The organism is Mesorhizobium sp. WSM3224 (assembly GCF_000427725.1).
GTDB lineage: Bacteria > Pseudomonadota > Alphaproteobacteria > Rhizobiales > Rhizobiaceae > Mesorhizobium.
On record NZ_ATYO01000042.1, the window covers coordinates 1 to 25,946 of the forward strand.

Sequence of the window (25,946 nt, forward strand, 5' to 3'; positions counted from 1 at the left end):
CCTGCAAACGCAAAGCGGTTCTTGATCTTGCAGAGTTGGTCCGGCGATGGGGGCCGGACCAGCCGTGCCTTCACTGGGATCTGGTGAAGGTGATCTTCTGCCATGAATGCCGCGGCGCCGGCCGAGACGACCGCAATCCGAAGTTCACAACGGGCACGGCGTCCACCCTCGCCGCTTCTCCGGGTTTGCCGCATGTTTGTAGCCTGCGCCGCCCGCTCAAATGATCGGAAGATTAGCGATCCCTATCGCGGAAGTTGAGGGTAATTAACCAATTGCTAATGCACCCTTGCCGCATTCGTTCGCCGCGCCTATGCTTTAGGCACGGGGAAAATGCATGCGGCTATAGAAGTGGGGGCGCTGCTATGCTTCGCGTTTTGCGTAATTTCTGGAACGATCAGCGCGATCCTAGTGGCGATCATGCTGCCTGTACTTGTCGGTTCGCCCTGTTGGCGGTCGACATGAGCCGCGCCACGGGGCTGCACGCCCGACCTGCAGAAAGGCATCGACGCCCTTGCCATTGCCGCAGCCGGTGAGTTGGACGGTCGATCGGATTCGATCGTGCGGGCGAACAAGGCCTTCACCACGCTCCTCGCCAACAAGAAGCTGTTTTCCACTTTAGGTGACCACACGCTTGATCCAACCGATCTGACGGTGAAACACCTGACTGGCATCCCTGGCAGCGACAGCATGGCGCTGAAAGCTGCCGGGATCGATGCCAACGGCGTCACCTGGGCGACGAAGTGCAGCACCCTGGTCGTCCACCAAACCTTGTCGATGGCTAACTCGCCGGGCACCTTCCTTCCAGGGGGTCCAGCCCTTGCCGGGCCGCTCGGTCAGATCACAATCGCGCATGCCGCGGGATGTTGCATAAGTCACGGCTTATGAGCAAGGCTTTTAGCCCACCGCTCCATTCACGGCAGCGGTGGGGACCCCATGCAAAGCAGAGGGCATAGCCGGGGGAGAGGTGCGGCCGCCCCCCAAGCTATTACGCCGTGAGCTTGCACTGCGCCATGGATAATTTTCCCACTATGAGACAATTCACCTCATGTTACTAATTAGGACGTACTAATACACGCATGACTTGTCCGGCGTACCTCGTTGTGCAAGCCTATGGACGGCCGAGGCTGGAGTTATAATAGCCTTTAGCCGGCGCCATATATCCGTGAGTCCCCGCCGGTCAGGCCCGGTTCGTGCTACCCCCCCGCAGCCGGCCGGGCCGCTGCACTATGGGCAAGGTTTCCGCCGGCTGCGCTCCTCTGGTGTCAGCGCATGATTGGTGAATTGCAGGGTGAGATCGTCTCGGCCGGCGGCGCGGCACTGGTGGCAATAGATCACCTTGATCAGATCCCAGTGCAGGCACCCGCGATCCGGCCCGAGCCGCTTCACCAGTTCGGCAATCTCCAGCGTCGCCTTGCGCCTACATGTGAGACAGTCAACCGACAGGCCCGTTCCGGCCTGCAGCTTCTTGCTGAGCGTGTCTTCGACGAAGGGGTATTTGTTCGACATTGGCGGTCCTCGTGCAAAAGAGGGGTCGCCGCACCGTCTAGGGATCTATTCTCGCCAAGCTTGCCCTCAAGGCCTTTCACGAAATGAGCCTCATTGAGGAGTTTTTCCCAATCGGTGCCGAAGCGCTCGATCAGATAGGTAGCCTGCGCCGGTGTGAGATTTGCTTCTCGCGACAATCGCCCGGCCAGGAGCTCGACTTCAGTGAGATCACTCGCAGGCAAGCCGCCTTCGCGGGGTTGCATCGCCTCAAAAATAACTTCGTAAACGCTGCCCACCTCCTCATAGATTTCGGCCACCTCGATGGCTTCCATGTGCGCCGCTTCCATGACTTGGTCGACCAGATCGCTTATTGCTGCAGGGTCGTCGGTCGCAACTTCCGGCAGGTGCTCCGCCATCCATTACGAAAAAAATCCAGTCCGCGCCTGCTCATCTGGCGACAAGCGTAGGAGTAACATTAGGTTCCGCTTATCTGAAGGACAGCACCGGTTTTAGAGCTAGCCGGACTAAGCCAGCCTGAAAACGAGCAGGCCCGCCCGGCGTGGGTCAACCGGGCAGGCCCATCTCGGAGTTAGAATGATGGGACGAACTCCGATAGCGGTCGGTGATACCACGAACCGTGCCGCACGACCCGAACCGACTGGCTGGTCGATTGTTCCATTAGCGATTGCTTGCTCACAATAAGCCGAGTGAAGCTTTCAGATCTCGGGCCTGAGCGTCACTGCTCCCAGAAATCCTTAAGGGATGCGTGCCGAAGCTTCTCTTCGCCTTTCAGGAATTTCACCCGGCCGACCAGACCCGGCTTCAGCCATTCCGCCTTTTCTTTCGCGAGGCCCTTCGGCGGCGGCGCGCCGGTTTTGCCCTGCACCCGATCCCATAGCGCCTGCCGCTTTTCGGCTTTGAATGTGACGAAGGCGCCGCCCATGTAATGGCCATTGTCGGCCATCAAAACCATGGTGGGCTTCCCTGCCGTCGCGCCGCTGCGGTAGACGCTGTCCAGCCGTTTCGAAACGATGCCCTCCAGACCTGCCTCGCAAGCCAGATGATAGGCGGCATCGCCCGTCCCCGGCAGCGCCTCGCTTAACTGGATGTGCCCACCGGAGGGAATGAGCGCCTGCAGGATCTCACGGCGGTCTTTCAGCGCCATGTCGCGAAGATCGTGCCCGTTGAGATAAAGCAGATCGAAACCGACCAGATACAAGTCCTGCGGCCGATCGGTGATGGCCGAGCGGAGCGCTGGAAATCTGAAACGCCTGCTCCGTTGGTGACGATTGTTTCGCCGTCCAGCACGAAGCTTTCGGCCCGCAATCCCGCCGCTTCGGCCGCCAGAGGCTTGTATTTAGCCGTCCAGTCGAAGCCGTTCTTGGTAAAAAGACGGATGCCGCCAGCGTCCTTCACGATCTGGGTGCGATAACCGTCGAATTTGATCTCGTGGGACCAGGCGCCGCGCTGTGGAGGCTGCTCGACAAGCTCGGGCTCCATCGGACGGATGAACGACAATGACCAGCCCCCGCCGGGAGGCTTACCCATGACAATCCCAATGCAGCACTCGAATTCGATTCAATGCCATAGATATGTTTCAGTTCCATTAGCAGTCGCTGAAATTCGCGACGGGAACAATCCTCGTCAGGGCCAGTTGCCCTTGCACATCAGGAAGCGGCTATGGGAGGCGACGGCGCTTGCCAAAAGATAATTGGTCTATCTGGACCGAAGATTGCGAGGAAGCTCTCGGGTTGGCGAGCATGGCCCTCAAAATGACTTACCCGGTCGCGTGCTGCCAAGCCGAGAGGTGGTGAACGGCATCTACGGGCCGGCGCTGATCCATGAGGCTGCGGCGCTTGCCAAAGCGATCATCGCCACGGTGGAGAAGCTCAACGAAATAACTGGCGATGTACGAAACTTTTTGAACAGCGCGGGGTCTGTCGATCCCGGATTCACCAATAATTATGTTAGTCCAAACTGAAATTCGGACATGCTGGTACAGCGTACATGGCTGGTCCCGGTTGCCCTTTCGGCCGCCGGGGCTATTAGTTTCCCTGCCTAGCTGTCGGCGGGCACGGGACGACGTTGCGGTCGCGCTTGCGGATTTCCATCTCGCGATAGATCAGAATGGTCATCGTCATCTCGGCGCTGCCGGCGACTGACTTTCCTGGCATGCGCTGCAAGAGGGTTCTGAGCGTGTGGTCATCCACCGTTGCCAGATGGGCCTTGAGATCGTCGAGGTCTGCAAGCAATCCGGCAGCTGTCTGCATTGAAATCGGCCCCATGGGCGTGAGGTGTATGGGCTGGGCGGCCGGTGCTTGTAGTCAGGTCTAGACCACAGGGGGACACCGCTCGATCCTGCCGGATTCACTTTTCGTTGATGATATTAACGCACGCTCATAAAATCGTCATGCCGGTTACAGTGTACATGCCCAGAGAGCCCCAGCGCCGATCCCCCTCAGCGCTGGGGCTTTTCATCTTTGTGGATAATCCATTCGACCAAATTGGGATCAACGTATTCGTCGCCCGTCACGATGCGAACCAGCTTCGTAGCGCGTGGCCGCCATTGATCCTCTGGCACCTTGTCCTCGACAGTCCAACGGTTGAACGCTTTGCGCATTACCGCGAAGTCAAAGTATGAGGCGTTGTCGTTGGACGGTTTTCGCGTTGGCCCGCAACGCCAAGGCGGCTCAGTTGGTTCCCCATGTGGCAAGTGCCGGCCAGCCCTATTCCCCTTGCCCTTCAAGGTGATCGAGAAGCGAAGCAGTCCCTCCCGGCGGGGGTCACCCGGGCGCGACTTATGACTTGGTTCCGGAACATTTTAGCTAAAGTGAATGTTTAGTTCATTATGGCGACGGTCGACATCACAGAGTGCCGCGCAGCGCTCGCGCTGATAAGGTGCACGATCGAAGAAAATTGCCCACCTGGGGTGCTTCCAAGCGAAGAAATGGTCAATGGGCTCTATGGGCCGGAGCTGATTCATGAGGCCGAAGCGCTGGCGACCGCTATCGTCGCGACGGTCGACAAACTGACCTTACGCTGTCCGACGGCACCGCCGGGCTAAGGGCCATCAAGGCACTGCTCGGGCCCAAGCGCCCCTGCCCGGCCGATCACGACAAGCTGCTCTCGGCGTTGGAGGCCAATGTCAAGGCGAGCGGCGGACCGACGAATGGCGGCTTCTAGACCAATGAATGAGCAGCAGTCGTCGCCCGCGACGGCATGGACTGCGCCGCTGCCCTGAGTGGGCCGACGGCCGATGCGCAGTGGCCCGGAAGCAGGCTGATCGCGGCCGAGAGGGCCAGCACGGCTAATGGGCTCAGCCTGGCGGACATGGCGTTTTCGACGGCCAATCTCTATGCCGGGTGCAGTCGGGCGGTCCTCTATTCCCGTCAACCAAGCAGTAGGTTACTCCGGCGACCCCAAGACGTTTGGCAGCACCAATGACCGCTGATCGCGCAAGCCGATCGGAGGTGTGGTCTTGTTTGGCAAGGGGCGTGACTCTTTACGACGGCAAAACAATCGTGGGGGCGCTCGGTTTGATGCATGGCGCAGGGATGTGACTGATACTGCTGCGTTTCTGGACACGCGGTGACGGAGCACTTCCGAAAATGAGGTGCAAGACGCCGGTGGAGACAACCGCTTTTACTGATCCCGGTCCCTGGTCTCTAGTCTCTGGACTTTGGTCTGATGCTGACGCGCATTGGTCCCAATCTGTCTTCCCAGTGAAACATCAAAGCCGGAACACCATTGCTTAGACGGGTCGCCGAGAACGCGCCCCCTATCGGCGGTTCTGCTGGTCTCGTGCCGGCGTTGGGCAAGGGGCATTGATGGAGAATATCGAAATGAAGACGATGATTAGCAATTCTGTCGCCGGCCTGTTGCTCTTGTCGGGCGTTAGTGTCGCAATCGCGGATACGGTAGTTCTGGCACCTGAACAGGAAACGACCATCCGCGAATATGTGAAGAAGGAACCTCTTGCATCGCTCAAGTTGCCGGGCGTCGAGTTGAAGGTCGGGAGCACGGTACCGGAAAAGGTCGAGCTCCATAAAGTACCCAACGTGAAGTATGAATATACGGTGATCGACAATCGGACCGTAGTCGTCGACCCCGAAACCCATACTATTGTCAAAGTGCTCGACTGACGGTCGTCTCGTGGCGGGAGCGCAGTTCGGCGCCCCCGCCGCCTGCTCGGCCGGAGGGCGTACCGACCATGCAATCGCCGGGCTTCAATTTGCGAGCAATCGCCACCTATTTGTGCGGCGTCAGATTGTGAAACTCTTCAAAACGGCCCGGGAAATTCCGTGCCAGATATCGCACCAGCCTCGAATTATCCATTAGCCGGTCAAAATAGCGGTGGCGGCGACGAGTTCCAGGCTCGATTGCCCTTTGCCAAGCGGATGCTGGTGTTTGCCCAGCCCCTCGAAATCACTGTGGAGAAAATCGGTTGGTGATGTCTATGTCGGAGGGCGCCCGGCGTCCAGATCCACGCTTGCGAGCATCATGAATGCCGCAAGGACGCCGGCTGAGTTTCGCCAGGCCAAAGCAGGCGCCGTACTGGTTCTGCTTTGAGCATTGGGCCGAAGGAGAGAAGCTCCTACGGTGGAGAACTGAAACGGTGACGCATAACAGCATGGCCACTGATCTTGAAAGTGCAGTTGGTTAAATCGCGGAGATATCGCAGGCAGATCTTCAGATCATGCTCCGAGGGCGCGCCGATCCTGAGGAATGTTGCGGGCCTTGCTCAATTCGAATGTTGAGGACGCGCCGTCGGGTGTTGCCGAGGAGAGGGGAGTTCGAAGACCTTCTGCCAGGACAATCGTGTGTGACTGGCTCATGACGAACACCTACATGCCCTGTGCCTTATGCGCTGGCAGGAAAGCACAGTGGAGGGCAACGCATGATAAGAGCGGTGCCGCGGCGAAGCCACGCGTTGCTGCGCCGGCTGATCGCAGCCGACAAGCTTGGCGAGACTGATCTGGCGATTGCCAGGGCAAATGATCCGAACCAGGAACACTATTCTAACCGCCGCGACGAGCGGCCGTGCCAGACGAAATGGCCACAGCTATCCTTCTGAATCACGTAAAATTTAACCAATCGTTGACCACGCTGTCCTATTCTGAGACAGCGCGGTCACAGGGTCCCCAATACCTTGGCCACGCAGGCGGCTTCGGCATTCAGTACCCCTACCGCACTGTCGGAGCCGCCACCTTCCCGTTATATTTACCATCAAAGGTTGAATCAACGGTTACCACGGGTGTTTTCCAGTACGCTCCCGGGGATCACTACCCTCACATTGAATTGTCGAAAAACCTGGAAGGCGCAACCCACCATGCCGATCGACCGGCACGAGAAGGCGTCGGCCATCTTAGCCCGCTGCGGTGATGGTGGCACATCTGCGGCGGGCTATCGGACTTCCGCCCCGAGGTTGAGCGACCGAAACGGAACAGGCCCGCCCGGGGGCCTTAACCAGGCAGGCCTGTCTCTCGGAGCAAATGGAGCGAACTCCGATAGCGGCCGGTGAGAGATGCCGAGCAACCGTGCCGCGCGACCTAAACCGATTGGTTGGTCGATTGTTCCATTAGCAATTGCTTGAGAACCAACTCGGCTGTTCGGGGTTAAATCCGCATGGCAAAGGGCAGCATCAACATTGGCGACGAGGTCGCCATCACGGTGAAAGTGCGCAGGCGGGTCACAGAGGACCGGGTGAGCGTGTCGATCCCATCATACGGCCAGCCGCACTCTATCGTCGATCGGACGTCAATAATGACGCACGGCCAGGAGATCGAGCTTAGGGGCGATGTCACCCGCGTCGGTGAGGGCAAGGTGACGATCAACCTAGACGTCCCGGTAACCGTAAACGCCGATGTCGTTCGGCTGGTGCGCGCCTATGTGCCACCGAAACGCAAGACACCATTCGTGGATAGGCCGACATGACCAAGCTCTCCGACCGTGGGGCATCAGGACGTTGTCTCTGTGGGGGCGTACGCTACGAAGTAACCGGCGAACTGGCCCAGCCGATTGCCTGTCACTGCTCGCAGTGTGCGCGGACCAGCGGCAATTTTGCTGCGATGGCGGCCTGCAAGACGGTAGATCTGAAGATGCAGGCCAATGAGACCTTGAGATGCTACCAGTCATCTGAAAACGTGCAGCGTGGTTTCTGCTCCCGCTGCGGCGGCAACCTGTTCTGGAGGGCCGCGCCAGGCGTTGAGACCTTTGTCGCGGCTGGCACCCTCAACCCGCCGACCGGTCTTCGTCTTAGGCAGCACATCTTTGTCAGCTCGAAATCAGACTTTTACGACCTGACCGACGGACTGCCTCAGAAGGAAGATGGCTGACAACGCTCGCCCATCGGTCGGAAGTTTGTGCGCGGATGAGGCCTGTTGATATTAACCGCTCTTTTCCCCGCGCCGGTTTCCGCGCTGAAAAAAAGAGGTCGGCCGTGCGTTGCGGACCTACAAGCCAGGAGGAATGAAATGACAGACGACAGGAGCAAGCGCCACTTCCGCGACCGTGACCGCTGTCGACGGATGAGGAGTACGAGCTGGAGTATTTCGCAAAGAAGGTCGGGCTGAGGGTCCCGCAGGTGCGAGAGCTGATCAAGAAGCACGGGAACGACCGCGACACACTTGAGCGAGAAGCCAAGGCACTCTCGAGCCGGTGACGAAGCTCTCCGATCTCGGGCCGCGCTTCATCGGCAAGCCGCACCCGGAGGCTGGCGCGCTGCCCGAAAAGCCAACCTATCGGTGCCAAGTCTGCGGGCAGATGGTAGAGAAAGTGGACCGGCGCAGGTGATGTGGCACGGGCTGCCAATGCAGGACCATTGAGGCGAAACAGGCCCGGGCCTGTTTCAGCGCACCGGCAGTCCGATTGCGGCGTCTTGGGAGGGAAAGCAGCAAACCGCGCCCCTAACCGCCTCGTGCCCACGTGGTTCCAACAAAAAAGCCCGTCGACATGGACCGACGGGCTCCTCAATCCGAAGATCGTTGTTGGTTACGGAACAGGCGGAGGCGGAGGAGGCGGCACCGACGGCCCCGCGACGATGGCCGAAAGCTTTGCCTTGCGAACAAGCACAGGTTTCTCGTAGATCTTCCTCATGGGTATCCCCCGGTTGGTCCTCAAACGCTGCAAATTGGCCAATGCCATCGTTGGTTGTCAAGCATCACCCGTTTCCGGGTAATGTTTCAGTTTGAAATTTGCGGCGCTGTATTAATTGCGAGATGTCCACGACAAGCTCTTTGGCACGGGCGACTCGTTGTCGCTGTGAGCTTTAGCGCATGGGCGAGGACCGCCGCACTTATGAGGAGGTCGTCGCCGTTTGCAATCGCCAAACTAGGAAGGTTCAAGCGTTCCACTCACGTCGCGCGCCTTGGGGTGGGGGCAACAGCACCCATCTTCTCGCATGGGAGATTGCGACAAAGGTACCCCCAGGAGATGCTCTCAATTTTCCGCAGCCCGAAGAACCACCCGCCGGATCAGCGGAAAAAAGCCCGCCGACTGAAGTCGACGGGCCCTGTCTGCGCCCCTAGTTTCCAGATGGTCCGCCGTGTCCAGGCAACCCTCCGCAAAGACCTTGTAGGACTAAACCCCGACGCCGCGCTGTAACCCTGGGGCAACACTGGCGTTAGATGTGTCATTGATGGCCGCGTTGGCTGCGAAGTGGCTCGTCAGATCTGGGCGGTTATCTCCGCTGGTCCGGAAAACCTATCTTCAGGTCTCGCTCACGGCTATAGCGGTCAACACGCGGTAAATTGTCGGCAAATTGCATCCACGGCAGCTTCATCGACCAGAATGCGTGGACTTGGGGTTCAAACCGTTCAGGATGGTCCATAAAACCAATGGTAAGCCAGCATTCGTCGAGCAGACCCTCATCAGAATAGCTGATCGACGAACCGCAATCCTGGCAGAATGTGCGCGTGACGTCTGGTGTTTTACTGAACGTCCTGGGTGTCCCTCGGGTGAACACAATTTGGTCTAATCGATAGCCAATCCAGACAGTTAGCGGGCTTCCAATCGCTTTGCGGCAATCATCATCATGATCATAATTGATCCAGAAAGGCTCGCCTCGCGCTTCCAGCGCGATCTTTCCGCAGAAGCACGAACCAGGCTCTATTCGAGATTGGTCGGACATTTGTCTCCTCCGGTCAGGCTACCAAGGTATAAACCCAGTCGCGAAGCTACGGACGGCTTATGCGTCGTTTCCAACCGAGACTTTCCTTCTCAAACAGAGTCTGATTCAGCCTCCGAATGAACCACTGATCGACTCTGAATGGAGCGCGCACGCAGGCAAGGAAGTCTTAAAAAACCAGAAGCGGTGCAGTCGGCCCTCTAATGGCCCGGCTTTGATTTCGCTACGATGCCAGCGGCTAAACTCTCGGCTTGTAGAACATCCGTGACGTCGCCGACGCTGACCTCGGCGCTGGGGTGAGCCTTCGCCAGTTCCTCTGCCTTAGACTTTACGTCAAACGACGATTGCCGCTTTTTTGCCGCTGCTATCGTGTCTGCAATGTCGACTGCTAGAGTGAGTGATGGCACTGGAGTTCTCCCGAATGCCCCAGCCTCTGCCCCAAATATGGCAGACGTTCGGCAACTTGTCCGAGGATCGTGATCAATTGGGATCGTCATGCTGCACCGAAGCAGCCTGCTGCGACCTAAGACCACCCAACGGGCGATCTCGGAATGATTGCGTTGGGCTCCAACGGCTCCGCAATCCGCGCCTTGTCATCCACCGACCCTGAGGCCGATGGACCGATTTTTTAGTTGACTCCGAACAGACGAAATCCCTATCGAAAATTCGAGGGGCAGTGGTTCTCAAACCTTGGGGTTATGGGTCAATGCCAATAGTGCGCATCGCCGGGAATGGCGGAGTGTTTCAACCTGATGAGCTGTCGGCTCTCCAGAACATCTTCGATCAAATCTGCGCCCAATACGGGATCGTCCGCCAAAGCGATAAAGCCGAGGCAGTGGCCGAAGTCGTGATCACGTATTACCAAAGCGGGCTGCGCGGCGAGGAACTGCTTCGCACCGTCGCGCTAAGGACGGCCGCGCCCTAACGTTCGGACCCATTAAGGGAACCCTTTCGTCCTTCGCAGGTTGTCGCGCGAGGGTTGGGGATCCTTATGGCTCATGAATCAAGTCGAGCCTTCCGAGAGCTGATCCGTTCGGAAGCCAATCGAAAACGTTTACAGTACGACGAGTACCTGAAGGTAGACCCAGTTCTGCCACCGAGCCACGTTCGGCTGCTGGAAGAGCTTGAACGGCGGGATCAGGTGCGCGCCGCCGAGCAGGCCACAGCAACACTCTATGGACCAACAGCGCTTCGATCTAAGGCAAGACCCTGACGGGACCTGGACGGTCCTCGAGATGGCCACCGGGAACCTGCCGACGCATCGAGTCGACCGGCGGGAGCGCTCGACAGAGAGTATGCCCACGATCTGGTGGACCTCTGAACGTTCTCGACATGAAAGGGCAGAATCATACAACCTCAAGCTTTGTATGATTCCGGCTCTTCCTTTTCCAATAGAGTGCACCAAAGGATGCCATGTGAAGTTCTTTCTCTTTGGGAGGAAGGGATGGATATTCAGCCGCCTCCACGGCCTGAGCAACCCGCCAATGAGCTGGTTCATGAAGCCATCAAGGGCCCCCCAAGCCGGTGAGATAATTTCCGTGAAAGCGACTATTGGAGTGGTGCGCGAACGCGGCCCTCATCTTCGTGAGACTGACTGCCAGCTGGTCGAAATGATTGTTGATGTGGCCACCAAGTGGGGACTGTTCGTCGCCTTCGACGTTCGAGAAGCGTAATGCCCCACCAGTGGTTCAACTCGTGTGAAGACCGACCGCCCGGGGCTGCGCCTCGGCGTCACCCGTGTTGAAGCCGCAGCAGCGGAGCTCCTGAGATGGGCCAATCGAGTGGCCCAAGTGGCGAGCGGCGGCTGAGGCATGTCTGTTTGCGATGGATGGCAAAATGCCGACCGACGACATTAGACTGCTGTTCGCGGCTGGGGCCGAGGAGGAGGAGATGCTGCTTTCCGGTTAACAAATGTTAGCTCGGAACATTCGGAGCCTGCGACCGTTGGGCGGTCGGGGAAAATTACTTATGAAGTAGGCTTCCGATGCCGTCGGGCTCCGTCATGATCGTGGAGGATGAGAGCATCCTCCTTTTAGATATCGAAAACTCCCTGCGCGAGGCCGAGTTCGAGGTGCTCGCCTTCTATAATGGCGTCGAAGCCATTGCGGCCTTTGATCGCGACCCGGATCGCATTGCGGCTCTGTTGACGGACATCAGGCTTGGAGATGGTCCAACCGGGTGGGACATCGCTCGGCACCTGCGAGGTGCCAATCCCACTTTGCCGGTCATTTATATGACCGGCGATGGTGCGGAGGACTGGCCCTCACTCGGGGTGCCAAATAGCCTTATGATAACCAAGCCGTTCGTGATGCCACAGATCATTACCGGGCTGGCAGCTCTCCTCAATCAACAAGGGGTGGAACAGCTTTCTGGTTGAGCAAAGCCCGTCCTATGCCAGCCTTGAGGACTGCGTTATCCAGCTATCGTAGCGCTGGTTTTCTTGATGTCATCAGTGACCGCGTTTGAGCCCGGTTGGTTCCGGCCTGAGCAGCAGCACCCGGTTGCGGCCCGTTTGCTTTGCAAGCGAAAGAGCCTCGTCGGCTTTACGCTGCAACTGCTCCGGCGAAGTGGCCTCCTCAGACGTTTGAACCGCGACTCCAATGCTCAGCGTAACGTGGCGTGACACGCGGGATCCCTCAACACTCTTGCGAATTCTCTCGGCCACGGCGACGGTCTCTTCCTCATTCACGGAGGCAGGAGCACCAAGAACTCTTCGCCGCTGTAGCGGGCCACTTGACTTTCCTGGATGACGCTGGCGACCTCGATCAGACTCCGGTCATCTCGACCAAGCCAAGCAGACTGTCGAGATCTTCTATCCATACCCGAACACCTTCACCGCCCTCCCGCTTTTGCACCCGCAGCTTCGGTGCCGGGATCAAAGCAGACGGCCGCTCGCTGGAGCAATTCGAGCGAAGCTGTGAGCAGTTTTCGTCTTAACTTGCGTGAAAATAATGCGGTTCGCCGCGCCCGTGAAACGGTGAACCGCTCCGGTAATCGCCACGTCAGCGCTTAGAGCCCTGTCGCTGTCGGTATCCGCCCGCTTCAGGAATGTCTGGGTGACCTGCGGCAGGTTGCTCTTCAGCCACTCGGCCATGGCCTCCTCTTCGCGCAGGTTCTGTTCGCACGCGCGGGCAATCTCGGCTTCGCCGGCGGCTTTGGCGGCAACGATGAGGATCGTGTAGGAAGCAATTTCCATATACTCGAACGTGCAGCTCGCCAGAGAGCCTTTCATGACCTCGTCGCCGGCGAACACGCCGCTGATCGACTGAGCCGTAGCGATCAACTTGCCGCCTGCGTCCTTCAGCATGGACGATCCTTCACCTAGGCTATCCAGGCAGGTCTTCAGCCGCCTGCCCTGCTCTTTCGTTTCTTCCAGATGGCTGCGAATTCGCTCGCGGAGTTCCGGGTAATTATCTATCCGGCTCAATTGGCCCGACAGCATAGTCTCGGCCTGTTCCTCCATTGCGTGAGCGTCCCTCAACCATTGAATAAGCCATTCGCGCGATCCAGCCATTTTAATCTCTCATCGGTCTGACGTCGCCCGAACGAAGGGCGGCGCGCATTGTTCCTTGACGGGTTGAAAAGCGGCTACGATTTCCGGGACGACCACGGGTCGGAATCGGAGAGCTTCTCGCGCACCGATTCGTCGGTCTTGTCGGCCGCGGCTTTGACGCCGATGACTTTGTCAGCCAGGGTGCCCTCGCTCGGCTCCTGCCGTGCGGCTTCGTCGGTTGCCGTGTGGTAGGCTTCGGCAGCGACTTGCTTTGCAGCGTCGAGGCCTTCTTTCAAAGTGTCTTCGGCACTGTCGCGAAGTCTCTCCCGATAGCCGCCCAATCGCTCATCCTCCACCTCAGTGTGGGGCAGCATGGCACCGATCGCGGCTCCGATGGCCAGGCCGATAGCGGCCGCGGCGAGAGGCTGGTCTTGGAGCAGACCATGCGCCGACCGGGTGGCGCTCGTCGCCGTATTGGCCGCAGCTGCCGCCGAGCTCGCCAGTGTGTCGGCCGCGCTGCTTGCCGTGTTCGACACGGTGGCGGCTGCTTCGCTTACCATTTCCGACACAGTCCCGGCCGCTCCGCTGGCCGCGTCGGCGACAGAGCCTGCCGCATCCGAGGAACCCATTCCAACGCCGAATGCTCCATGACCGAGGCCAGGATCGCGCCGCGTCACACCATCGGTACCAACAGGGCTCGCGGAAGCGCCGCTGCCCAACATCAACCAGGCCAGGCCCGTGCCGATCACCGTCAGCGGCAGGGGATTGTCCCGCACCTGGGCCTTCAGGTTATGAAGCATGTCGGAGCCCACGCCGCCTCTGAAAAGCCCCGTGAACTCGTCAAAGAGCTGCCCGGGGGTCATCTTGTCGCGAATGGAGTCGGCGGTCGCCAACACCCTGGCGCGCGTGGCTTCGGCCTTGCGTTCGAGCTCGGCTGCGGATTTGTCGGTCATCTCGCTTGTTCCTTGATCACGTTCACGTCACGCTTGAGCTGTTCTTGTGTGCGGTCCGGCGCGAGCTCGGAAGGCGCCATGCTCGCCATGCCGGTCCGCAACAGGATCACGCCCAGCACGGCAACGACCACTCCGACGAGTAAAGCGGACCACCCGGCGCCCAGACCAAGGCGCGCCAGGGCGATGACGAGCGCCTGCAACAAAACCAGCAGCGCTGCGAGTAGGCATATCGCGCCGCCCAGCACTTCAACGGCGCCCGCGCCAGCCTTGGTCGCGTTCTCCGAGATCTCCGCTCTTAAGAGCCTCGCCTCTGTTTGCACAAGCGTGCTCACCTGCTGCGCCAGATCGGCGACCAGTGCGCCAAGGCTTGGATTATCTTGAGTACTCATTTCTTCAGCTCCGCTGCCTTCCCCGGTATGCCGCCGTCGGAGCCCCAGTTGGTTGGAGCTTTATCCCGACGTGCGCTCACTCCCATGCCGGTTTGGCGCGAATGTTCGCGCGTGGCTGCGTCCTGCGTGGGGCGGCGCGGGCCGGGCGGCGACGCCTTTATGAAGCGGCCAAGCGCCAATCCCGCCAGAACCGAACCGGCAAGAAGCGCTCCAGGATTCTGGCGGCCAAAGGACTGAATGTCTTCAAGCACCTGTCCGAATGGCTTCTCCTTCAACGAAGAGGACAGCCGTTCCAGCCCGCTAGCAGCCTCCTCCATGAATTTCGAAGCCGCCCTCTGGTCGCTGTCGGCCAAGTGATCGCTCGCGGCGCGCAGGGCGCCGCCGAGCGCGGACAGGCTCGATCCGATATCGCGCTGCGTCTGCTCAGCCTTTTCAGCGACGGCCTGCTCGGCTTCGGCCGCATACGCTCCGGCCCTGCGGGCGACCTCGTCGCGGGTATCGTGGAGCGCTTGGCCGGCGCTTTGGGTTTCTTGCTGGATCCGGTCAGAAACCTCGTCCTTTGCCCTGGCAAAGTCGGTGGGCTCGCGGCCCCGATCGTTCTCGCGCTGCATGCTGCCTCCTAGTGAAAACCGAGAAAGGAAAGCACCGCGAGCACAACGACGATCAGACCGATGAGATAGATGACACTGTTCATGGCGTAACCTCCTCGATGCGAGTCCGAACGTCGCGCCGGCGCCTATGTTCCCTTGTACGAGCAGCTTTTTAGCGAGTTCTCATTTGCCCTTGAGCTGCGCGCTCAAAGAGGCAGCTCCGGCGCCCGCAATTATCCCGACAGGGACGGCGATGTCGGCTTATCCACGATTGCGGAACAGTCGACGCCAGCATCAGGAAGCATTCCGCAGAGGTGGACTGCAGCTGCCAAGGGTGGCTCGCCTCGGTTTCGTATAGATCATGACCCGTCTGAGCCAACTGGCGCCGAGGAATGCCCACCAGGCGCACGGATTCGACTCGAGACCGGGAACAAACAGGGACGGCTTCGGTTGGGAAACCACAAGGAGACAAGTCAATGAAAAAATTTGCCCTAGTGATCGCCACGGTTGTGCTTGCATCGCCGGCCTTTGCCCAATCTACCTCGACCACGGAAAAAACCGGCGTGAATTCGGTTCTCGGCGTTGCGCCATCGACGCAGGACTTCGTCACCGAAGCAGCCACCGGCGACATGTTCGAGATCGAGTCCAGCAAGCTGGCGCTTGAACGGTCCGACGATGCGACGAAGGCCTTTGCCAAGCAGATGGTCGCCGACCACGAGAAGACCACAGCCGATTTGAAAGGCCTCGTGACGAGCGGAAAGGTAAAGGCCACGCTTCCGACCGCCATGACCGACAAGCAGCAGTCGAACGTTAACGATTTGAAGGCGTTGCAAGGCAACGACTTTACCAAGCAATACCATTCCGATCAGGTCGATGCCCACAAGGATGCAGTCGATCTCTTCAAGCGCTACAGCGAGGGTGGCGAACAGGCCGACTTGAAGGCCTGGGCGGCGGCGACTCTTCCGCATCTGCAGCACCACTTGGACATGGCGAACGGGCTTAACAAATAAGCCTGCTTGGGCATGGCGAGGGGTAGATTCGGGTAGGGGCTTGGGTTGCCGATTGCGGGAAGCCTGCCTGCACGGGCGGACTTCGCTTATCGGCTTGGCCAGTCTTCACGCAGGACATTATAAAGAAGCAGCCCCGCCCCAAAGGACACAATCGCGCCTAAGATGTCATGGCCAGTCAGCCCTGAAAAATAAACTAAAGCCAATGCCAGCACGGCCACGATTCCCGGTGTGCAGAACTTCTCCAATAACCGTAAGCGAACTCTAATGTTCCTACAGCTTAAGGATCGGTGCCGGCCGCCTGATTGGCTGCCCGTTCCAGGCAAGCGACGGCGAGACTGAGAGAGTTGCAGAATAGGCCGGGCTGCTGGCCGCGTCTTGGACGCAGACGGTCAGCGACTCCTCCACGTCGCCAGCAGCCATTTCGTCGATCGCTTGGATCGCCGGTCACCCGGCAATATTAGCCGGTTTGGCCGCTGACAAGAGAGGCCAACCGAGTGAGAAAGCTTACGAGGTCGTTTTCGGGATCCTCATCGTCGCCGGCCAAAACCGTGATTCCCCAGCGACCCAGAACTGCCTCTTCGACAGGGTCACGTCTCGCCATAAAAATGAACGACGGGGGCCGGTCCGCCTCGTAACCTGATCGATTCCACGTCTGCCAGAGCCGATGCAGCAGCAGTCTGATGTTCAGATCCGAGAGGCTGTAGCCGACGAACAGAACCGTGCTGCCCAATGCGTCTGAGCGAAACCGAACATCGAGTGGCGAGTCGAATGACAGTCTATCAAGATAATCCGTTTCTGTCAGAACGAGAGAGGAATCGTCATCGAAATCGCCATGGAACTTCACGATACAGGCAACGTCCCGGCGAGCCTTCGAAACGTCTCGAGCATTTGCTACTTTCACGTACTCTCGACCGTGTATCTCAAAAGCGACCTCCAGGTTTCGATCATAGTTGGTAGTGTAGACCACAGGAAAATCCAGCGCGACGATCAGACGGTGCAATTCGGATTTTCGGATCTTATCTCGCGTTATCGTCCAGTGTCTGTCCATCCAACTGCGCAGCGGCCCGATGCTGCCATGCTTGATACGATAGTACTCGGCCAAGGTCTGGAAACGCCCTCGCTGGTTTACGAGGTCCCCTGCCAGGCCCAGTTCGCTCGCCATTCGCTGAATCAGCTTCTCCCACGAGGGGGCCCCACGCTCATTGAAACGCCAGCTCCGACGAAAAGCACGGCATTGCGCTCTCGGATAGCGTTCGCGAGCGGAATGAGAGGATCGCTGTTCATCAGCCAAGGAACCCAAGCACACAAACGCGCCAGTTCCCGTGCTCTGCCCAGTGGGAACGGCTACCTACGAGAGGACTTTGGGAAAGCTCCGCCGATATGATCGTCACGGGCTGTCGCGCGCAAGAGATCGACACGCCATTTCCCAGTGCGAAGATGATTCGAATCACGCCATGAAAAACTATCGAATGTGACCGCTTCGGCAGCTTGGTTATTCACGAGTTCGCTAGCAGCCTGCCTCACGTCTCGCTCCTTTGCTCCGGTCACGAGACTTCCCCAACCGGGAGGGCTCACCTTTGTTCCTGCGATAGGCCGTCGGTGAATGTCGTCGAACCCGTTTTGTGAGCCGGCCGCAGACGCCGCCCTGGCGGTATGGTGTGCTTAGACGCAGCTATGATTCTGATTAATCGCGGTGACAAGCAAAGGGTACACTGGCGAACGATTGAGGACGTCCAAGGTTCTCGCCAGACATATGTCACCTGGTTCGATTTCAGCCGCACTATCTATCTATTGCGCCATCCAACCCTCGGCCGTTCTCCTGTCCGTGAACGAACGGCAGAAGGTGACATAGTCGCGCTCTTCAACGGGCCATGGCATTCGTCCCAGAGGTCAATCAACGTCAAGTCCGCTGCAGTCACTTTTCCACCGCGACCTCGGTGGCCCGTTGCCAGGTGATGCCTGCCCTTAAGCCACGGGCACAGCATTGCCACGCAGGAGAGTCCGTCAAAGGCGAGGACGAGGCGGAAATCCGCGCACTCTCGTATAGCCGCCCAATCAACAGCCGCAGCTGGCGGCCGGCCAGCATGTGCTGCACCCGCTCTCAGCGTCCACTAGCCGCCTCTGACGTTGAAGGATATGCTTCCAACATTTCCGTCTACGGCATGCTCGGCTTCGCGCAACGCTCAGGGGCACTGCGCTGAGCGGCGGATTAAACGGACGAACGATGAGCCCAAGAGTTTTCCAAGCCCGGGTCCCAATCGGCCCATTCCGGCAACGTCGAAATTCGCGATCGAGAAGGCGGCGTTACTCCATCACTGGCAGCATCCAAAGCAGGACATAGCGCAACGGATATCGATGCGTTCCCAGAGTCCTGTTGTCGGGGATGACGCGCCATTCGGCGTGAGGAAAATACGCTGCGCCATGGACGCGATCGAGTTCCTGGAGGAATGGCCGTTCGAAAGGCGCGGTAGCCTACATAGCCGTGCCAGCGATGCTTGCTGCGCAGCCTATGATGGCCGTGGGTCGACCGAAGCAGCGAGGAAGGCATTCGTGACCTGGGCTATCCAGACCGGCGTTTGCGTCGACCGGCCTTATCTCGAACTCTACGTGGTCGAGGCCGGAGAGGCCCAGTCATAAGCGAGGGGGTGTCGTGGCCAGGAAGAGCCCACACTGTAAGACAAAACAGGAATCTCAGCTCAGCCAATAAGGTGTTCGAGCGTCCCGGGCGGAACTCGACTCGTCCGGCGCTTCACTTATTCTTAAAGGACTTGGCGACCTCGTCGATCTTGCGCCAGTCGCTGCCATGGCGCCGCACTAGCTCTCTTGCCTGGTTCTCCGAAACATCATGGGTTTCAACGACGTGCTTAACCTCGGCGTCCTCACCCTTCAGCGGACGACTGCGGGGCTTCCTGGCAGGCCTGTTGCCGCCACTCTCTCGCACTCTCGTCATAGGTGAAAATCCTCCGCCAGCAGGATTAACTGTCGACCAACCAGAAGGTTTCATCAGTGATTGCGATCCATCGGAGCGGCAGAAGCTGGCGAGCGGCCGCGTCGCATCCTGTGCAATCACCGCGGTCGTGGGAAGTGTCGCTAAAGAACCTATCTTACTAGGAGAACGTCCGCTGATCGTCCGTGATCAACAAACGCCAAGCGCTTCTTTTTCGCTCTCCGCGCCACAATCTAAGCGACCGCCACCGTCCCACCGACGTTCCGACATACGAAACCGCCACTGGCAAAACCGATTGAAGCCGATGCGGCGAGCTGCCGTGTTGTTGCGGCTACTCTGTAAATCCAGGAGCGAGACGGGAAAGTAGACCGCTGATCGAGAAACGCAGGCCGTCCTGCGCGAAGACAAGATCAGGGGCCTCTCCAAACAGGCTGGTCAACGCGGCGCGCACATACCGTGTGCCGTACCCTACGCGGGAAGGCTCGACGACCGGCGGCCCCCCCGATTCCGTCCAACTTAGCGTGAGCGTTCGTTCGGAGTTCGACGCGATCTTCCAGTCCAAATGAAGCGTACCTTCCGCCTGAGACAAACTGCCATATTTGATGGCATTCGTCGCAAGCTCGTGAAGGCACAGGGCGAGGGTTGTGCCGGCCTCGCGCGAAAGCAGTATGTCTGGACCTTCAATGGTGATGCCGCTTCGTCCTGCGGAGTTGTAGGGCGCGAGAATCGAGTTCGCAACGTCCAGTAGAGGCACCGTCTCGCCGCCCGCAGCAAAGACTGCGGAATGAACATTCGACAAGGCTTTCAATCGTCCCTTGAAGTCTTCTGCAAGGCCATCTGCCGAGGTTGCGCTGCGACGCGTCATATCGAAGATCGACACGACGGTCGCCAGGATGTTTTTGACCCGATGATTGAGCTCATGACGCAGCTCCGCCTCCCGTTCAAGGTGATCTCGCACGTCACGCTGGCGAGCTCTGGTGAGGAGTGCGGACTGGATGCCGCTTATCAGTTCCAGTGTCGCCACAGGACGTTGATAGAAAATCTGGCGTGAACGTGGCCAGGCAGCACTCAGGGCTGTCTGGATGCGCGATTGTGATGCGCGTCGGTCAAGCAGAACGACGATGGGAATTTCCGACCAGTTCGGCTGCTGTTGAAGGAATCTACCTACTGCGGCGACCGCCGCCGCATCGAGCGCTTCGTGGGTGACGACAAGCACTCCCGGAGATTCGGCAAGCAGGTCTTCCAGATCTGCGTGGTTAGCAGCTTTGGCCCGAACACCGCGCTCTTGCAGCAGGGAAGCCGTATAAGAGGCATCCTTGCGGTACGGCGCCAAAATGAGCACCCAATCGAGTGTTCCCAAGCCGTTATGCCCGGCGTCACTCACGACTCTGGCAGCGGATTATAGGCAACGACCGAAACGCCGGTGCTTGCAATGAACAGCTCCCGAACATCGAGGTCGTGCGGGCCGTGACGCTTCTTGACGACCGTTATGTTGCGTCTCAGCCGGCCTTCATGTTCGGCCATGCGAAGGAGAAGCACGGTGTCGCCGAGAAAGCTAACGTCGACATCGATCCCGACATTCTGCCCGAGCAATCCATGTTGTGCGACGATGAGCATGGTCAGCACGTCCGCACGCGCGAGATGCTTCAACAGGGACTGGATGTCGAGCACCGCTTTTTCGCGGTGGGGAAGCGAATTGAGATAGCCGGTGAAACTGTCAATGACCACAACGCGCGTGTTGTTTCGGCTCACCACTTGCTGCACGATCTGCCCGAATTCGCCCGGCGAGACCTCGTTCGGGCTGAAATCGTGGATCACAAGTTGACCGTCCTTGTAGAACTGCCGCAGGTCCATTCCCAAGCCCTCGGACCGGCGAAAGAACGTCTCCAGCCGCTCCTCGAATAGGAAAAGGGCAACGCTCTCGCCTCGCTGAAGAGCAGCGGTGGCGTAAAGCGACGACATCGTTGACTTGCCAGTCCCGGACTGGCCAATAACGAGCGTTATCGTTCCTGATTCCTGACCTCCGCCGAACATCTCGTCGAGGGCGTCGACCCCGGATTTGATCAGTTGCGGTTTGGCAACTTCGGCGACCAGGCCCGGGACGATTCTCGGAAACACGACCACGCCTTCGCCCTCCCGAATGGCCATGTCATGATAGCCGTCGGCATAGGGCACGCCCCGCATTTTGCTGACTTCGATACGCCGCCGCACGGCGCCATAGTCCTCAAGAGACTTATCAAGGCGGATCACGCCATGGGCAATACCCTCGATCTCTTCTCCGTTGTGATCGCCGCCGCTGGTTTGAGTATCGAGAAGCATCGCGACAATGCCTCGCTTGGCAAGGAATGCCTTGAAGCCAATCAGTTCGCGCCGAAACCTCGGTGTGTCGCCGGTGATCAGCCGGATTTCAAGAAGGGAGTCGTAAACGAGCCGGTTTGGTTTGTGTTCTTCGATGGCCTGTTCGATCGCCTTGCGCGTCTCATCCAATCGAAGATCGGCGGTCTGGAAAATGCTCTGATCAGCCGTTCCGCTCAGGGTGTCGGAAGCCGAGAGTTCTTCGACACGAATTCCGTCGAGGGTCCAGCCATGTGAAGTCGCGATCGCTTGGAGCTCGGAAGCGGTTTGCGAAAGACTGACATAGATGCAGCGTTCTCCGGCAGCCACCCCGGCGCGAAGAAACTGCAAAGCCGTGGTTGTTTTGCCAGCCCCGGGGTCGCCTTGGACGATATAAAAGTTTGAAGCGGGCAGTCCGCCGCGAAGGATTTCATCCAGGCCCGCGATACCGGAACTTACAAGGGGCTGCTTCTTTCGTTCTGCCATGGATGTGTCGTATCCAAGAGGTGGGGACCCTGTCCAAGATGACGGACAGCGGAGAGGCTGTTGGCAAAGGCTTCAAGTTGCTTCTGTAACCGCAACGCTTGGGCGAGACAAGCAATCCGCTCGAAATCCGTGAATGCAGGTGTGAGCCTCGGCAGGTGTGAGAGCACGAGTTACGAAGCCCGCGCGCTTGCGACGCGATTACAGCTCTTAAGCCTTTCTGGAACCAAAGGCCCCTAAGGTCATTTCATTTAGCTACTCCAACCAGTCGGACGGGGGAATGGTTCAAAGTACCATCGATACGGACGACGTGGATCGTTATCGAATCCTCGTCGAAGCGGTCACCGACTACGCGATCTACATGCTGGATCCGGAGGGCATCGTGACAAGCTGGAACGCAGGCGCCGAGCGGTTCAAAGGCTATTCCTCCAGCGAGATCATCGGACAACATTTTTCACGCTTTTATACGGATGATGATCGAGTTATTGGTCTGCCTGCGCGGGCTCTGGAAATATCAGCACGCGATGGCAAGTTTGAGAGCGAAGGTTGGCAGGTCCGCCGCGATGGGACGCGGTTCTGGGCTCATGTCGTCATCGATCCGATCCGCGGCCCTGAGGGCCACTTGACCGGTTTTGCCAAAGTTACCCGTGATCTTACCGAGCGGAAGAAGGCCGAGGAGGAACTCCGCAAAAGCCAGGAGCAGTTTCAACGTCTCGTTCAAGGCGTGACGGACTATGCGATCTATATGCTCGACCCTGAAGGAGTAGTAGCGAGCTGGAATTCCGGCGCTGAGCGCATCAAGGGTTATTCGGCAGACGAAATAATCGGCCATCACTTTTCGCAGTTCTATACCCCGGAAGATCGCGGCCAAGGTAGCCCGCAAACGGCGCTGGAAACGGCAGCTCGCGAAGGACGAGTCGAACGGGAGGGTTGGCGCGTACGCAAGGACGGCACTCGCTTCTGGTCACACGTAGTGATCGACGCAATTCGCGACGAGGACGGCACGCTCCTGGGCTTTGCCAAGATCACGCGCGACATCACCGAGCGTAAGAAGGCTCAAGAATCGTTGGATCAGGCGCGCGAGGCGCTTGTTCACTCGCAGAAGATGGACGCGGTCGGCAAGCTGACGGGCGGCGTCGCGCACGACTTCAACAATCTGCTTATGGCCGTCCTGGGCAGTCTCGACTTGCTTCGCAAACGGCTGCCTGCCGATCCCCAGATGTTGCGCCTCCTCGACAATGCCGTGCTCGGCGCTCAACGGGGCGCGTCGTTGACCCAGCGCATGCTGGCTTTTGCCCGGCGACAGCAACTCGATCCGAAGCCTATCGATCTAGTCGGCCTGGTAATGGGAATGCAGGAGTTGTTGGAGCAATCGCTTGGTTCTCGGGCTCTCATAGAGACCAAGTTTCCGCTTTCGCTCGACCAAGTGATGGCAGATGAGAGCCAGATTGAATTGGCATTGCTTAATCTGTGCGTCAACGCAAGGGACGCGATGCCTGAGGGCGGGACGATTTTGATCTCCGCTTGGGAAGAACACGTCAGCCAAAGCCACGAAGCTGGCTTGGTGCCAGGCCACTATGTGTGCCTTTCAATAGCCGACAGCGGCGAGGGAATGGACGAAGAAACGCTAGCTCGTGCGACAGAGCCGTTTTTCACCACAAAAGGCATAGGCAAGGGAACAGGGCTTGGTCTGTCGATGGTCCATGGCATGATGGAACAGATAGGCGGACGCCTTGTCCTCAAGAGCCGCAAGGAAGCGGGGACGACTGCGGAACTATGGCTACCGGTGTCGACAATGGCATTGGGGCTCGAGCGCGAGCAGGTCGTCCTCGGTCACGAGACTGTCGAGCCGACTTCCCTGCATATTCTGGCGGTGGATGACGATGCGCTGGTGCTCTTGAACACCGCTGCGATGCTCGAGGAACTCGGGCATTCCGTTGCAGAGGCGCATTCGGCGGCCGCAGCGCTTGACCTGATGCAGGAACAGCCATTCGACCTCGTCATTACCGACCATGCAATGCCGAAGATGACGGGCCTACAGCTGTTCGATGCGATTAAGGAGAAGTGGCCGAATGTTCCTGTCATAATCGCGACAGGCTACGCTGAACTGCCGGGCGCTCGAGAGATGAAGATTCTCAACAAGCCATTCACAGAATACGAGTTGGCAAGTGCTATAGCCTCTTCAACCAGCGCTGTTCAGGAACCGGCCGCCTCGCAACAGACTTGATTCCTGGCGGTGCTGCATGACATTGCAGCAGCGCTGCGAGAGCCGCCGAGCAACACGGCGGCGGCTGAGTACAAGCAGGGGCTTCAATGAGCTTCCTTCGGTCGTCCGCGAGTTGCGGCCACGTTCGTTGCCACTCAATCGGCTCAGCATGCTCCGAAATGACTGCTTTGGGGAGCCGCCTTCCTCGCACAGCAGGTCGGGCCCGGATGGCGGCAGCCATGCATGAGCGGGAACGCTGGCCAGTCGGGCCACAAGGTCGTGACGAGTGATGCCAGCTGGCTTCACAGGCCGAGCATTTGAGTGCTGCCGGCGGGTCGGGCAGCTTCAGCGAATAGTTCCGCGGCCGCTTGAACCTTATCGGCCGCTTTCTCGACCTTGTCGAAGCGCTTCAGCACGCGATCATGAAGCATCTGCAGCCGGGCGTCATGGTAAAGCAGGCTGCGCAGGTGTCCGTCAGAGTTCAGTGGCTCGAACAGCATTGTCATGGCGGCAAATCCCTAACGCGTCGAGACGATCTTCAGCATCCGCCGTTTGGCAGCTTTCGCCCGCGCTTGCCCGGCTCGTATCCGGCTACACAGCGCAAGGCTGATAGCAAGCCCGTGATTTTCGTTGAGCATGGTTTCTGCCTGCTCGAGCGAGGTTTCGGCTCGCTTGGCGCGTTGTCTGGCGACCGCCATTTCCAAGTTTAGAAGTTCAACCATTCCTCGGCATCCTCGATTGTCGTCCCTCCCATTAGCAAACCGTCATTTTCTGCTTTGGTTCCGACTGGGAGAAGGAATGCATGGACCTTTGCGCCCGACCCACGGCTCGAAGCGCGGCAAGAGACCCCGAGTGCAAGAGGCCAGCCATAAAACATAAGGTGCAGCGGTCATTACATCGATCTGGAGGAAATTACACGATCATCCCGTCGACCTTCTGCCCAGGATGGCGCGCTCCAATCGAACGACCAACCCACACCTCGCCGCACGGAAGGTCTCTCCTGATTCCGCCGATCGAGATAACCCACGCAGGTCCGCTAGCGCCGCTTCTGCCGCGGCGACGTAGACACGTCATCACGTGGAAAGGATACGGCTCTCGGCGTTCAGGTTCAGGCATAGTGCAATATCGCAGCACGGCACCAGTTCGGCCGAAGTGCTTGAATCGCCGCTGGCAAACAACGTCACCTCTGATCCTGTCGAACCAGGTCTTCGGTCAGATAGGAAACTATACGCTGGGGGGTCTCACCATAAAACCTGGTGCGGTACCGACTCAATCAGGGGTGGGATCTGGGCTACCTTCATCTGCGGGACACCTGAAAGCGAAAATCAGCCCTCAAGCCAACCGGCGACGTCACAATCCTCCTTCACCTTCATGTCGTCACCGCCAACCTTCTGATCGCTAATTTGTTCCGGGAACAATCGCTCCGTGGCGATGCCGCCGGCACGAGGATGGAGATACACCTGTGTCGTAACACCCCAGCAAAACAGGATTGCCAGCCGCAGCCGCTCAAGAGGATGAGACAGCCACGAAAAGCGACTGTCCCTGCCGTTGGATGCGAAACAGGATCGGCTTGTTCTGCCGACGGGATTTCGCCCACTCGTCTCGGACGTCAGAAGGCTGGGTAACTGTCAGGTTGTTTGCCGAGACGATCACATCGCCGGGCTTGAGACCGCTCTCAGCGGCAAGACTGTTGGGCGCGACCTCCTGGACAAACACGCCGGTGGTACCCGGCTGGAGACCGAGTTGCTGGCGCGCTTCGTCCGGGATGGGGCTGAGTGCCAGTCCGAGGCGCTGGTCCCCCGGCCCTTGGCTCGGAACGGCACCGGTCTGTACCTCCTCGTCCTTGCGTTGACCGACGGTGAGGGACAAATCCTGTTGCGTGCCGCCTCGGCTCGTGGTCAGCGTCGCTGTTGATCCCGGCTTTTGGTTCG

Annotated in this window: 30 protein-coding genes and 4 pseudogenes; 17 read left to right on the forward strand and 17 right to left on the reverse strand. The window is 58.9% G+C overall.

The genetic code is table 11. The features are described from left to right. Positions 1-224 (forward strand): annotated as a pseudogene (locus YU3_RS41545) (hypothetical protein); the annotation flags it as partial. A gap of 334 nt (positions 225-558) precedes the next feature. Next, complete coding sequence (locus tag YU3_RS0132240) at positions 559-885, forward strand: hypothetical protein (protein WP_156913673.1); 327 nt, start codon at positions 559-561, stop codon at positions 883-885. A gap of 339 nt (positions 886-1,224) precedes the next feature. Here the strand turns inward: YU3_RS0132240 and YU3_RS41920 are convergent, their stop codons facing one another. Continuing rightward, on the reverse strand, positions 1,225-1,506 hold the full coding sequence (locus tag YU3_RS41920) for a hypothetical protein (protein WP_027170060.1): 282 nt from the start codon (positions 1,504-1,506) through the stop codon (positions 1,225-1,227). A gap of 83 nt (positions 1,507-1,589) precedes the next feature. On the opposite strand from YU3_RS41920, the gene YU3_RS41925 reads away from it, so the two are divergent. After that, positions 1,590-1,952 (forward strand): hypothetical protein, encoded by a 363-nt coding sequence (locus YU3_RS41925; RefSeq protein ID WP_027170061.1) that lies wholly within the window; start codon positions 1,590-1,592, stop codon positions 1,950-1,952. A gap of 269 nt (positions 1,953-2,221) precedes the next feature. Here the strand turns inward: YU3_RS41925 and YU3_RS42300 are convergent, their stop codons facing one another. Together YU3_RS42300 and YU3_RS42305 are read right to left on the reverse strand one after the other, a co-directional pair. Next, positions 2,222-2,704 (reverse strand): hypothetical protein, encoded by a 483-nt coding sequence (locus tag YU3_RS42300; protein ID WP_348631200.1) that lies wholly within the window; start codon positions 2,702-2,704, stop codon positions 2,222-2,224. Continuing rightward, positions 2,641-3,033 carry a hypothetical protein gene (locus YU3_RS42305; RefSeq protein ID WP_348631201.1) on the reverse strand — a complete coding sequence of 131 codons (393 nt, stop codon included), beginning with the start codon at positions 3,031-3,033 and terminating at the stop codon, positions 2,641-2,643. The genes YU3_RS42300 and YU3_RS42305 overlap by 64 nt, the downstream gene beginning before the upstream one ends. Before the next feature lie 262 nt (positions 3,034-3,295). On the opposite strand from YU3_RS42305, the gene YU3_RS41430 reads away from it, so the two are divergent. After that, a complete protein-coding gene (locus YU3_RS41430; protein ID WP_198021756.1) occupies positions 3,296-3,466 on the forward strand; it encodes a hypothetical protein in 171 nt (56 codons plus the stop codon). A gap of 64 nt (positions 3,467-3,530) precedes the next feature. Here YU3_RS41430 and YU3_RS0132265 read toward each other — a convergent pair whose 3' ends face one another. Continuing rightward, complete coding sequence (locus tag YU3_RS0132265) at positions 3,531-3,755, reverse strand: hypothetical protein (RefSeq protein WP_027170062.1); 225 nt, start codon at positions 3,753-3,755, stop codon at positions 3,531-3,533. Between the two features lie 578 nt (positions 3,756-4,333). Here YU3_RS0132265 and YU3_RS0132275 point away from each other — a divergent pair. From YU3_RS0132275 to YU3_RS42310, 7 genes are all read left to right on the forward strand, one after another. Beyond that, entirely contained in the window at positions 4,334-4,549 is a 216-nt protein-coding gene (locus tag YU3_RS0132275; RefSeq protein ID WP_027170063.1) for a hypothetical protein, read from the forward strand. Between the two features lie 778 nt (positions 4,550-5,327). Next, positions 5,328-5,627 (forward strand): DUF1236 domain-containing protein, encoded by a 300-nt coding sequence (locus tag YU3_RS0132280; protein WP_027170064.1) that lies wholly within the window; start codon positions 5,328-5,330, stop codon positions 5,625-5,627. Between the two features lie 159 nt (positions 5,628-5,786). Beyond that, the gene (locus YU3_RS41000; protein WP_156913674.1) at positions 5,787-5,936 is read left to right on the forward strand and encodes a hypothetical protein; all 150 of its coding nucleotides are present in this window, start codon (positions 5,787-5,789) and stop codon (positions 5,934-5,936) included. A gap of 446 nt (positions 5,937-6,382) precedes the next feature. Then, on the forward strand, positions 6,383-6,559 hold the full coding sequence (locus YU3_RS41005) for a hypothetical protein (protein ID WP_156913675.1): 177 nt from the start codon (positions 6,383-6,385) through the stop codon (positions 6,557-6,559). A gap of 551 nt (positions 6,560-7,110) precedes the next feature. Beyond that, positions 7,111-7,419 carry a hypothetical protein gene (locus YU3_RS0132290; RefSeq protein WP_027170065.1) on the forward strand — a complete coding sequence of 103 codons (309 nt, stop codon included), beginning with the start codon at positions 7,111-7,113 and terminating at the stop codon, positions 7,417-7,419. Next, positions 7,416-7,820 carry a GFA family protein gene (locus tag YU3_RS0132295; protein ID WP_027170066.1) on the forward strand — a complete coding sequence of 135 codons (405 nt, stop codon included), beginning with the start codon at positions 7,416-7,418 and terminating at the stop codon, positions 7,818-7,820. The genes YU3_RS0132290 and YU3_RS0132295 overlap by 4 nt, the downstream gene beginning before the upstream one ends. Before the next feature lie 233 nt (positions 7,821-8,053). Continuing rightward, the gene (locus YU3_RS42310) at positions 8,054-8,146 is read left to right on the forward strand and encodes a hypothetical protein (RefSeq protein WP_348631202.1); all 93 of its coding nucleotides are present in this window, start codon (positions 8,054-8,056) and stop codon (positions 8,144-8,146) included. Positions 8,147-9,163: 1,017 nt separating this feature from the next. Here the strand turns inward: YU3_RS42310 and YU3_RS39970 are convergent. Next, entirely contained in the window at positions 9,164-9,613 is a 450-nt protein-coding gene (locus YU3_RS39970; RefSeq protein ID WP_027170067.1) for a GFA family protein, read from the reverse strand. Between the two features lie 736 nt (positions 9,614-10,349). Here YU3_RS39970 and YU3_RS0132315 point away from each other — a divergent pair. The 3 genes from YU3_RS0132315 (at position 10,350) to YU3_RS0132330 (ending at position 11,987) form a co-directional block, all read left to right on the forward strand. After that, positions 10,350-10,535, forward strand: a complete 186-nt coding sequence (locus YU3_RS0132315; RefSeq protein WP_156913676.1) for a hypothetical protein — start codon at positions 10,350-10,352, stop codon at positions 10,533-10,535. Between the two features lie 490 nt (positions 10,536-11,025). Next, positions 11,026-11,283: a hypothetical protein gene (locus YU3_RS37980; protein ID WP_245273724.1), complete on the forward strand. Its 258-nt coding sequence runs from the start codon at positions 11,026-11,028 to the stop codon at positions 11,281-11,283. 329 nt (positions 11,284-11,612) lie between these two features. After that, complete coding sequence (locus YU3_RS0132330; protein WP_245273725.1) at positions 11,613-11,987, forward strand: response regulator; 375 nt, start codon at positions 11,613-11,615, stop codon at positions 11,985-11,987. A gap of 72 nt (positions 11,988-12,059) precedes the next feature. Here the strand turns inward: YU3_RS0132330 and YU3_RS39975 are convergent. From YU3_RS39975 to YU3_RS0132355, 5 genes and pseudogenes are all read right to left on the reverse strand, one after another. After that, positions 12,060-12,388: pseudogene (locus YU3_RS39975) on the reverse strand (GGDEF domain-containing protein); the annotation flags it as partial. 97 nt (positions 12,389-12,485) lie between these two features. After that, the gene (locus YU3_RS37985) at positions 12,486-13,124 is read right to left on the reverse strand and encodes a DUF892 family protein (protein WP_084508458.1); all 639 of its coding nucleotides are present in this window, start codon (positions 13,122-13,124) and stop codon (positions 12,486-12,488) included. Between the two features lie 74 nt (positions 13,125-13,198). Continuing rightward, complete coding sequence (locus YU3_RS0132345; protein ID WP_027170072.1) at positions 13,199-14,056, reverse strand: hypothetical protein; 858 nt, start codon at positions 14,054-14,056, stop codon at positions 13,199-13,201. Beyond that, complete coding sequence (locus tag YU3_RS0132350; RefSeq protein ID WP_027170073.1) at positions 14,053-14,445, reverse strand: phage holin family protein; 393 nt, start codon at positions 14,443-14,445, stop codon at positions 14,053-14,055. Before YU3_RS0132350 ends, YU3_RS0132345 begins: the two co-directional genes overlap by 4 nt. Next, positions 14,442-15,056: a hypothetical protein gene (locus tag YU3_RS0132355; RefSeq protein WP_027170074.1), complete on the reverse strand. Its 615-nt coding sequence runs from the start codon at positions 15,054-15,056 to the stop codon at positions 14,442-14,444. The genes YU3_RS0132350 and YU3_RS0132355 overlap by 4 nt, the downstream gene beginning before the upstream one ends. Before the next feature lie 455 nt (positions 15,057-15,511). Between YU3_RS0132355 and YU3_RS0132360 the strand changes: the two genes are divergently transcribed. Beyond that, positions 15,512-16,045, forward strand: a complete 534-nt coding sequence (locus YU3_RS0132360) for a DUF4142 domain-containing protein (RefSeq protein WP_027170075.1) — start codon at positions 15,512-15,514, stop codon at positions 16,043-16,045. Between the two features lie 457 nt (positions 16,046-16,502). Here the strand turns inward: YU3_RS0132360 and YU3_RS37990 are convergent. After that, positions 16,503-17,329: pseudogene (locus YU3_RS37990) on the reverse strand (SIR2 family protein). Positions 17,330-18,400: 1,071 nt separating this feature from the next. Here YU3_RS37990 and YU3_RS37995 point away from each other — a divergent pair. Further along, positions 18,401-18,682 (forward strand): DUF982 domain-containing protein, encoded by a 282-nt coding sequence (locus tag YU3_RS37995; RefSeq protein WP_051334183.1) that lies wholly within the window; start codon positions 18,401-18,403, stop codon positions 18,680-18,682. A gap of 641 nt (positions 18,683-19,323) precedes the next feature. Here YU3_RS37995 and YU3_RS0132380 read toward each other — a convergent pair. Continuing rightward, positions 19,324-20,352, reverse strand: a complete 1,029-nt coding sequence (locus tag YU3_RS0132380; protein WP_245273727.1) for a sensor histidine kinase — start codon at positions 20,350-20,352, stop codon at positions 19,324-19,326. A 20-nt stretch (positions 20,353-20,372) separates the two neighbouring features. Beyond that, positions 20,373-21,812 carry an ATPase domain-containing protein gene (locus YU3_RS0132385; RefSeq protein WP_027170078.1) on the reverse strand — a complete coding sequence of 480 codons (1,440 nt, stop codon included), beginning with the start codon at positions 21,810-21,812 and terminating at the stop codon, positions 20,373-20,375. A gap of 277 nt (positions 21,813-22,089) precedes the next feature. On the opposite strand from YU3_RS0132385, the gene YU3_RS38000 reads away from it, so the two are divergent. Beyond that, entirely contained in the window at positions 22,090-24,036 is a 1,947-nt protein-coding gene (locus tag YU3_RS38000) for a PAS domain-containing sensor histidine kinase (protein ID WP_051334184.1), read from the forward strand. Positions 24,037-24,317: 281 nt separating this feature from the next. Here YU3_RS38000 and YU3_RS38005 read toward each other — a convergent pair whose 3' ends face one another. The 4 genes and pseudogenes from YU3_RS38005 to YU3_RS0132410 form a co-directional block, all read right to left on the reverse strand. Continuing rightward, positions 24,318-24,521 (reverse strand): hypothetical protein, encoded by a 204-nt coding sequence (locus YU3_RS38005; protein ID WP_036260054.1) that lies wholly within the window; start codon positions 24,519-24,521, stop codon positions 24,318-24,320. A 12-nt stretch (positions 24,522-24,533) separates the two neighbouring features. After that, positions 24,534-24,737: a hypothetical protein gene (locus YU3_RS0132400; protein ID WP_027170079.1), complete on the reverse strand. Its 204-nt coding sequence runs from the start codon at positions 24,735-24,737 to the stop codon at positions 24,534-24,536. 384 nt (positions 24,738-25,121) lie between these two features. Continuing rightward, a pseudogene (locus YU3_RS41930) lies at positions 25,122-25,316 on the reverse strand (glycosyltransferase family 4 protein); the annotation flags it as partial. A 205-nt stretch (positions 25,317-25,521) separates the two neighbouring features. Continuing rightward, the coding region (locus YU3_RS0132410; protein WP_027170080.1) for a PDZ domain-containing protein at positions 25,522-25,946 on the reverse strand (425 nt) is incomplete at its 5' end.